General features: G+C 48.2%; 6 protein-coding genes. All 6 read left to right on the forward strand.

What is annotated here, in order from left to right; genetic code table 11:
• Nucleotides 1-204 (forward strand): nucleotide exchange factor GrpE (gene grpE, locus A3750_RS22820; RefSeq protein ID WP_156498864.1); only part of this gene is annotated, 204 nt, incomplete at its 5' end.
• Nucleotides 205-364: 160 nt separating this feature from the next.
• Nucleotides 365-2293 carry a molecular chaperone DnaK gene (gene dnaK, locus A3750_RS22825; protein ID WP_068458806.1) on the forward strand — a complete coding sequence of 643 codons (1929 nt, stop codon included), beginning with the start codon at nt 365-367 and terminating at the stop codon, nt 2291-2293.
• Nucleotides 2294-2422: 129 nt separating this feature from the next.
• Nucleotides 2423-3559 (forward strand): molecular chaperone DnaJ, encoded by a 1137-nt coding sequence (gene dnaJ, locus A3750_RS22830; protein WP_068458805.1) that lies wholly within the window; start codon nt 2423-2425, stop codon nt 3557-3559.
• A gap of 52 nt (nt 3560-3611) precedes the next feature.
• Nucleotides 3612-4415, forward strand: a complete 804-nt coding sequence (dapB, locus tag A3750_RS22835; RefSeq protein ID WP_068458817.1) for a 4-hydroxy-tetrahydrodipicolinate reductase — start codon at nt 3612-3614, stop codon at nt 4413-4415.
• A 234-nt stretch (nt 4416-4649) separates the two neighbouring features.
• On the forward strand, nt 4650-5774 hold the full coding sequence (gene carA, locus A3750_RS22840) for a glutamine-hydrolyzing carbamoyl-phosphate synthase small subunit (protein ID WP_068458816.1): 1125 nt from the start codon (nt 4650-4652) through the stop codon (nt 5772-5774).
• A gap of 99 nt (nt 5775-5873) precedes the next feature.
• Nucleotides 5874-9048, forward strand: a 3175-nt coding sequence (gene carB, locus A3750_RS22845) for a carbamoyl-phosphate synthase large subunit (RefSeq protein WP_068548906.1), incomplete at its 3' end; no start/stop codon positions are given.

Consider the following 9048-nt stretch of genomic DNA (forward strand, 5'->3'; position numbering starts at 1 on the left):
TCGATGATGTTGGGTGCAGTGGGCAAGTTTGGTTTGGAGCAGGTGGACGCTGTGGGCTCGGCATTTGATCCTGCGCTTCATGAAGCGATGAGCATGGTTGAAACGCCGGACGCGGAAGCAAATACGGTCATAGCAGCGATGCAAAAAGGCTATACCTTGAACGGTCGTTTGGTTCGCCCGGCGATGGTAATTGTTGCTAAGTAAATGTTACGGACTTTCGAAGCAAGGAAAGTCAAAAAATAGCGATTTATATGTGTTTTTTATGTGGTTATGCGCTTGAAAATTAAGCAAGTGACCATACATCTAGATCAAAGGTTAATAGAGCTGTTAACAAGCTCGGCAGATTAGAGAGTGGAGTGAATCAATGGGCAAAATCATTGGAATTGACTTAGGTACAACGAATTCATGTGTTGCTGTTCTTGATGGCGACAAAGCAAAAGTAATTGAAAACGCTGAGGGCGATCGTACCACGCCTTCGATTATTGCGTTTACAGATGACAACGAAACATTGGTGGGGCAGCCTGCCAAGCGTCAGGCGGTTACTAATCCGAGCAATACGTTGTTTGCGATTAAGCGTTTGATCGGTCGTCGTTTTGAAGATGACGTGGTTCAGAAAGACATCAAAATGGTGCCTTACAAAATCACGAAGGCAGACAACGGTGATGCTTGGGTTGAAGTAAAAGGCGATAAGAAAGCGCCGCCTCAAATTTCTGCTGAGATCTTGAAAAAGATGAAGAAAACAGCAGAAGACTATCTGGGTGAGTCAGTCACTGAAGCGGTCATTACCGTTCCAGCATACTTTAATGACTCGCAGCGCCAGGCGACAAAAGATGCAGGCAAAATCGCAGGCCTAGACGTTAAGCGCATCATCAACGAGCCAACAGCAGCTGCGCTTGCTTATGGCTTAGATAAGAGTCAGGGTGACTCGACGATTGCTGTATACGACTTAGGTGGCGGTACGTTTGATATATCGATCATCGAGATCGCAGATGTCGATGGTGAAAAGCAGTTTGAAGTACTGGCTACTAACGGTGACACATTCCTTGGTGGCGAAGACTTTGACATGGCTTTGATTGACTACTTGGCCGACGAATTCAAGAAAGATTCGGGCATGGATTTGACGGGCGATCCGCTGGCAATGCAGCGTCTTAAAGAAGCTGCAGAAAAAGCGAAAGTGGAGCTTTCAAGTGCGCAGCAAACAGACGTGAACTTGCCATACATCACAGCTGATGCGTCTGGTCCTAAGCACCTTAACGTAAAAATGACACGTTCTAAGCTTGAGTCACTTGTTGAAGATTTAGTTATCCGAAGCCTCGAGCCTTGTAAAGTCGCTTTGAATGACGCTGGTTTGAGCACTTCAGAGATTGATGATGTGATTTTGGTCGGTGGTCAAACGCGTATGCCTTTGGTTCAGGCGAAGGTTCAAGAGTTCTTTGGTAAAGAGCCACGTCGTGATGTGAATCCTGACGAAGCTGTGGCAATGGGTGCGGCTATTCAGGCGGCTGTATTGGCCGGCGACGTAACAGACGTGCTTCTTCTGGATGTTACGCCTCTTACACTGGGGATCGAAACAATGGGAGGTGTTGCGACACCGCTAATTGATAAGAACACCACGATTCCGACGAAGAAGTCGCAAGTGTTCTCAACGGCTGAAGATAATCAGACAGCGGTTACGATTCACGTGGTTCAAGGTGAGCGTAAGCAGGCTTCGTCGAATAAGTCTCTTGGCCGTTTTGATTTGGCAGACATACCGCCTGCGGCACGTGGAATGCCTCAGATCGAAGTAACATTCGATATTGATGCGAACGGTATTCTGAATGTGTCGGCGAAGGATAAAGCGACAGGTAAAGAGCAGTCTATCGTGATCAAGGCTTCTTCTGGTCTTTCGGATGATGAGATCAATAACATGGTCAACGATGCGGAAGCGAACGCCGAAGCGGATCGTAAGTTCGAAGAGCTGGTCACTGCGCGTAATCAAGGCGATCAAATGGTGCACGCTACCAAGAAGACGCTAGAAGAAGCGGGTGACAAAGCGACCGCTGAAGAGAAAACCGCTATCGAAACTGCAATTGCAGAGCTTGAAGAAGCATTGAAGGGCGATGACAAAGATGCGATAGAGTCGAAAACTCAGGCATTGACTGAAGCCTCTTCTGGTCTAGCTCAAAAATTGTATGCTGAGCAAGCTGAAGGTGCAGCAGGCGCCGCTCCTGGCGGTGAAGAACAAGCTCAATCACAGTCTGGTGAAGACGTGGTAGATGCGGAGTTTGAAGAAGTAAAAGACGACAAAAAATAAGCGATAGCGCTTAGTCGGCTTGTTCAAGCTGTACGTTAACCTTAACGCGGAAGCATCGACTTCCGCGTTATTGTATCTAGTAAGCTTCTATTTCTGAGGCTGGAAGTGAAGAGAATTGGTGAATGACTCATGTCTAAAAGAGATTTCTACGAAGTCCTAGGCGTCGAACGCTCTGCCGACGATAAGGAAATCAAAAAAGCTTATCGCCGCCTAGCGATGAAATATCATCCCGATAGAAATCCGGATGATTCAGAAGCAGATGCAAAATTTAAAGAGGCAACAGAAGCCTACGAAATCCTTTCCGATTCGCAGAAGAAGGCGGCTTATGATCAATATGGCCATGCTGGTGTAGATCCAAGTGCTGGCGGTGGTGGCTTTGGTGGCGGAAGCGGTAATTTTAGCGATATCTTTGGCGATGTCTTTGGTGATATTTTTGGTGGCGGCGGCGGTCGTGGTGGTCAGCGTAGTTCGCGCGGATCAGACTTGCGCTATAACTTGGAGCTGGATTTAGAAGACGCAGTTCGTGGTAAGGATGTGAAAATTCGCGTTCCGACCCAAGTTACCTGTAAGCCTTGTGGAGGCTCCGGTGCAGCGAAGGGCTCTAAGCCAGAGACTTGTTCTACTTGTCATGGCCAGGGTCAAGTGCGCATGCAGCAAGGTTTTTTCAGTGTGCAGCAGACGTGTCCGCAGTGTCGAGGTCAAGGTCAGTTTATTAAGGACCCATGCACCTCATGCCATGGAATGGGTGTTCAGGAAGAGAATAAAACGCTTTCTGTAAAAGTGCCGCCAGGAGTAGACACCGGAGACCGAATTCGACTTGCGGGCGAGGGCGAAGCTGGAGCGATGGGCGGTCCTTCGGGGGATCTATATGTCCAAGTGTCTGTCAAAGAGCATCCGATTTTTGCGCGCGATGGGAGTAATCTTTATTGCGATGTGCCTATCAGTGTTGTCGACGCAGCGCTAGGTGGTGAGCTTGAAGTGCCAACGCTTGATGGTCGCGTAAAGCTGAAGATTCCGCCAGAGACGCAAAGTGGCAGAATGTTTCGTCTGCGCGGTAAAGGTGTTAAGCCGGTTCGAGGTGGCGCGGTAGGAGACTTGATGTGTCGAGTGACAGTCGAGACGCCTGTTAATTTGACCAAGAAGCAGAAAGATCTTTTGAAGCAGTTTCAGGAAACGCTCGACTCGAGTGATGGAAAGAAGCATGCTCCACAAAAGCACTCTTGGTTTGAGGGCGTTAAAAGCTTCTTTGATGATATGAAGCTGTAAGTGTTTACACGCCCGCTCAGCGGGCGTTTTTATTTATATGGATGGAAGAAAGATGACTAGAGTCGCCGTAACCGGTGCCATCGGGCGAATGGGTAAAATGCTGATCGAAGCTTTGGATCAATCATCGGAAGCAAGGTTAACCGCTGCTGTCGTGCTGCCAGACAGCTCCGCTATTGGTGCAGACGCGGGAGAGTTGGCTGGGCTGGGAAAAAATGGCGTAAAAATTGTTGGTGAGCTTTCTGCCGTTGTTGATGATTTTGATGTGCTGATCGATTTTACAGCTCCTGATGCCACTCTAGTGAATGCTGCGCTTTGTGCCGAGCACGGTAAAGGTATCGTGATTGGTACGACCGGATTTACTCCGGAAGAAGAGCGCACGCTGCTTGCTTGCCAATCGCATGCGGCGATGTGTAAAGCTGCTAACTTTAGTACGGGCGTGAACGTGTGCCTGAATCTTCTGCAGAAAGCGGCCGAGATACTTGGTGATGCGTATGATGTCGAAATCTACGAAGCGCATCATAAGCACAAAGTTGATGCTCCGTCGGGTACGGCACTTGCTATGGGGCAATCCGTTGCGGACGGACTTGGTCGCAATCTGCGCGAAGTTGCAGTCTATGGCCGTGAAGGACAGACTGGCGCGAGAGATAAAGAAACGATTGGTTTTGCTACTGTTAGAGGTGGTGATGTAGTGGGTGATCATACCGTTATGTTTTTGGGTGAGGGTGAGCGCGTTGAAATAACCCACAAAGCGTCAAGTCGCATGGCTTTTGCAAATGGGGCTGTTCGCGCTGCGGCTTGGTTAGATGGTCAAAATCCGGGGCTCTATGAAATGAGAGATGTCCTTGATTTGAAGTAGCAGTCCTTTAAAAAGAATGTAATTGCATAGACACAAAAATGTGAAATGTGTACAATGCCGCCGCTTGAGGAAAGCGTCGTTCGTACGCTAAGAATTATAAGAAAAGCGAGGTGGAATTTATTCGGCCTCGCTTTTTTGTAAGTATTTACCATACTTGATACGCCTCAGGCCCGCCAAAGACGGTTTCTTTCGATTCGATAATCAAACTGCTTAGCCAAGCGCGAGGAACTGGTGTTGACTAAACCCGCAATTTTAGCTCTTGAAGACGGCTCCATTTTTAAAGGTATTTCTATCGGCGCAGATGGAGAAACCACTGGAGAAGTTGTTTTTAACACCGCAATGACAGGGTATCAGGAGATCCTTACTGACCCTTCTTATGCTAAACAAATTGTTACCCTAACTTATCCCCATATCGGCAATACTGGCGTCAACTCCGAAGACGTAGAAAGTGATCAGATCTGGTCTGCTGGTTTAGTGATCAGAGATCTGCCCTTAGTTGCCAGTTCGTGGCGCTCAGAAAAGCCTCTCGATGCCTATTTGAAAGAGAATAACATTGTTGCAATTGCTGATATTGATACTCGGCGTTTGACGCGAATTCTTCGAGAAAAGGGAGCGCAGAACGGGTGCATTTTATCCGGCGACAATATTTCAGAAGAGCAGGCACTTGAAAAAGCCAAAGCCTTTCCAGGTTTGAAGGGAATGGACTTAGCGAAAGAAGTAACACACAAAGAGACGTTTGAGTGGACAGAGGCTGAATGGGATTTGGTCGATGGGTATAGTCAGTCGCGCGACACTGAATTCCACGTGGTTGCTTATGACTTTGGCGTAAAACGCAACATTTTGCGTATGCTAGCTTCAAGAGGCTGTAAACTGACCGTCGTTCCAGCGCAAACCCCAGCAAGCGAAGTGCTAGCTCTGAAGCCAGACGGCGTCTTCTTATCAAATGGGCCGGGTGACCCGGAGCCGTGTGATTACGCAATTGCAGCGATCAGAGAAATTCTAGAGACAAAAATTCCCGTTTTTGGGATTTGTTTAGGGCATCAGTTGTTGGCGTTGGCGAGCGGTGCGCAAACCATGAAAATGAAGTTTGGTCACCATGGTGCAAACCATCCTGTGCAAGATCTCGACACTAGCGTGGTTATGATTACGAGTCAGAATCACGGCTTTGCGGTTGATGAGGCAACGCTTCCTTCGAATTTAGAAGCAACGCATAAATCTTTATTTGACGGAAGCCTGCAAGGCATTCGTCGCACGGATACGCCTGCTTATAGTTTTCAGGGTCACCCTGAGGCGAGCCCGGGGCCGCATGATGTAGCGCCGTTATTCGACCAGTTTATAGAAGCAATGCGCAAAGCGTAGTTGTCGGTTTAACATCGATTTTATATACGAATTTGAGATCGTGGTTACTTATTTAATCGCGATTGAAGAAACAAAACAGTACAAGTGGAACGAATCTAGATGCCAAAGCGTAGCGACATAAAGAGTATTCTAATTATTGGTGCTGGGCCGATCGTAATTGGTCAGGCTTGTGAATTTGATTACTCGGGCGCACAAGCCTGTAAGGCTCTCCGAGAAGAGGGTTATCGGGTCATCCTTGTGAATTCAAACCCTGCAACGATTATGACCGATCCGGCGATGGCGGATGCGACTTATATAGAGCCGATCACCTGGGAGACCGTAGAGCGAATTATTGAAGTTGAGCGTCCGGATGCGCTTTTACCCACTATGGGTGGTCAAACCGCGCTTAATTGTGCTTTGGATCTTGAGCGCGAAGGGGTGCTTGAGAAGTATGGCGTAGAAATGATTGGTGCAAATGCTGATACGATCGATAAAGCGGAAGATCGTGATCGTTTTGACAAGGCAATGAAGTCAATTGGTCTTGAGACGCCTCGCTCTGGCATTGCGCATAGCATGGAAGAGGCCGTTGCCCTTATTGATGAGTTGGGTTTTCCCAGCATTATTCGTCCATCGTTCACCATGGGCGGAAGCGGCGGTGGTATTGCGTACAACCGTGAAGAGTTTGAAGAAATTTGCGCGCGTGGTTTGGACTTGTCTCCAACAAGCGAGCTGTTGATCGATGAATCTTTGATCGGCTGGAAAGAATATGAGATGGAGGTTGTTCGCGATAAAAAGGACAATTGCATCATCATCTGTTCGATTGAGAATTTTGATGCAATGGGTGTTCATACTGGGGATTCCATTACCGTCGCACCAGCGCAGACCTTGACTGACAAAGAATATCAGATCATGCGTAATGCATCGTTGGCGGTTTTGCGTGAGATCGGCGTTGAAACCGGCGGTTCAAACGTGCAGTTTGGCATCAGCCCTACAACAGGGCGAATGGTGGTGATCGAGATGAATCCTCGTGTATCTCGATCTTCTGCGCTTGCCTCCAAAGCAACGGGCTTTCCGATTGCAAAAGTAGCCGCAAAACTGGCAGTTGGTTATACGCTTGATGAGCTTCAAAATGATATTACGGGGGGCGCCACACCTGCGTCGTTCGAACCTTCAATCGATTATGTTGTTACCAAGATTCCTCGTTTTACATTTGAGAAGTTCCCGCAAGCAGATGCGACACTGACGACGCAGATGAAATCTGTTGGTGAGGTGATGTCAATCGGCCGTAATTTCCAGGAATCTTTCCATAAGGCGATTCGTGGGCTTGAGGTTGGCTCTTATGGGTTCGAGCCCAAGCTGGACCTGAAAGCTGAGAACGCGGCTGAAGTGTTGCGTGGTGAACTAAGTACGCCAAATGCCGAGCGCCTCTGGTATATCGGGGATGCTTTCCGCTCTGGTATGAGCGTTGATGAAGTGTTTTCTCTTACGGGTATTGATCCGTGGTTCCTTGTTCAAATCGAGGACTTGATTGAAGAAGAGCAAGTCGTCTCGAATATGATTCGGTCCGACATTACGCCCGAAGCGATCCGCAGACTGAAGCGAAAAGGTTTCTCTGATCATCGCTTGGCGGATCTGCTTGATCTAAGCGAAAAGGCATTTCGAACGATACGACATCAGCATGGTGTTCGACCGGTTTATAAGCGTGTAGATACCTGTGCAGCTGAGTTTTCAACTGCAACAGCGTATATGTACTCAAGCTATGATGAAGAGTGTGAAGCGCAAACGACAGATCGCGATAAGATTGTTGTGATTGGTGGTGGTCCGAACAGAATAGGTCAGGGCATCGAGTTCGATTATTGCTGCGTGCATGCTGCGCTTGCTATGCGTGAAGACGGCTACGAAACAATCATGATCAACTGTAACCCGGAGACAGTTTCTACTGATTATGACACCTCAGATCGCTTGTATTTTGAGTCCATCACTCTCGAGGATGTGCTTGAAATTATCGAGCTAGAAAAGCCAAAAGGCGTCATCGTTCATTATGGCGGGCAAACGCCTTTGAAGCTCGCGCGAGGTTTGGAAGAGGCCGGTGTCCCGATTATTGGTACGAGCCCTGACGCGATTGACCGTGCTGAAGACCGAGAGCGCTTCCAGCAAATGATTCAGCGTTTAGGGTTGAAGCAGCCCAAGAACTCAACTGTACGAAGCCTGGAAGAGGGTATCGTTGCAGCGAAAGATATTGGCTACCCATTGGTTGTTCGCCCATCGTACGTTCTTGGCGGCAGAGCAATGGAAATTGTGTACAAAGAGTCTGAGCTGATCCGCTATATGAAGGATGCTGTTCAAGTGTCTAACGATAGTCCAGTGTTGCTTGATCACTTCTTGAATGCCGCGATTGAGGTTGATATCGATGCGATTAGTGACGGTAAGCAGGTAGTGATCGGTGCCATTATGCAGCACATAGAGCAAGCGGGTGTGCACTCAGGTGACTCTGCCTGTTCTTTGCCTCCTTATACTCTGGCAGCAGATGTTCAAGACCAAATGCGTGAAGCTGTGAAATCAATGGCGCTAGAGTTAGGTGTTGTTGGCTTGATGAATGTGCAGCTAGCGTATCAGGATGAGATGATTTACGTGATTGAGGTAAATCCACGCGCCTCTCGTACTGTGCCCTTTGTGTCCAAGGCGATTGGAACGTCCTTAGCGAAAATTGCAGCGCGAGTGATGGCTGGCAAGTCCCTTGAGGAGCTTGGCTTTACAGAAGAAATTATTCCGGAGCATTACAGCGTTAAAGAGTCCGTTTTCCCGTTTAAGAAATTCCCGGCGGTTGACCCTATTTTGGGCCCAGAAATGAAGTCAACTGGAGAGGTAATGGGAGTTGGTGATACCTTCGATGAAGCGTTTGCGAAAGGCTTTATTGCGACAGGTGAGATCTTACCAAGCTCTGGTAAGGCTTTCTTGAGTGTTCGGGATGTCGACAAGGACGGTGTTGTTGATGTTGCGCGCCTTCTCGTGGATGGGGGCTATAAAATTGTTGCAACTCGCGGAACTGCAAAAGCAATTCAGGATGCAGGAATCGAAGTCGAGGTGGTGAACAAGGTACTTGAGGGCCGTCCGCATGTTGTTGATGTTATCAAGAATGGTGAAATCACCCTGATTGTGAATACAACGGAAGGGCGTCAGGCTATCAAGGACTCTTCGCATATTCGCCATTCTGCACTTCAGAAGAAGATTGCGTATAGTACGACTTTAGCCGGTGGCGAGGCGATTGCGCGAGCAATGCGTTTTGGTTCCAACG

This window comes from Oleiphilus sp. HI0079 (genome assembly GCF_001635105.1).

Excerpts from the sequence above, each read along its gene's own strand:
- dnaK (WP_068458806.1), top strand. The coding sequence starts at position 365 with ATGGGCAAAATCATTGGAATTGACTTAGGTACAACGAATTCATGTGTT.
- dnaJ (WP_068458805.1), top strand. The coding sequence starts at position 2,423 with ATGTCTAAAAGAGATTTCTACGAAGTCCTAGGCGTCGAACGCTCTGCC.
- dapB (WP_068458817.1), top strand. The coding sequence starts at position 3,612 with ATGACTAGAGTCGCCGTAACCGGTGCCATCGGGCGAATGGGTAAAATG.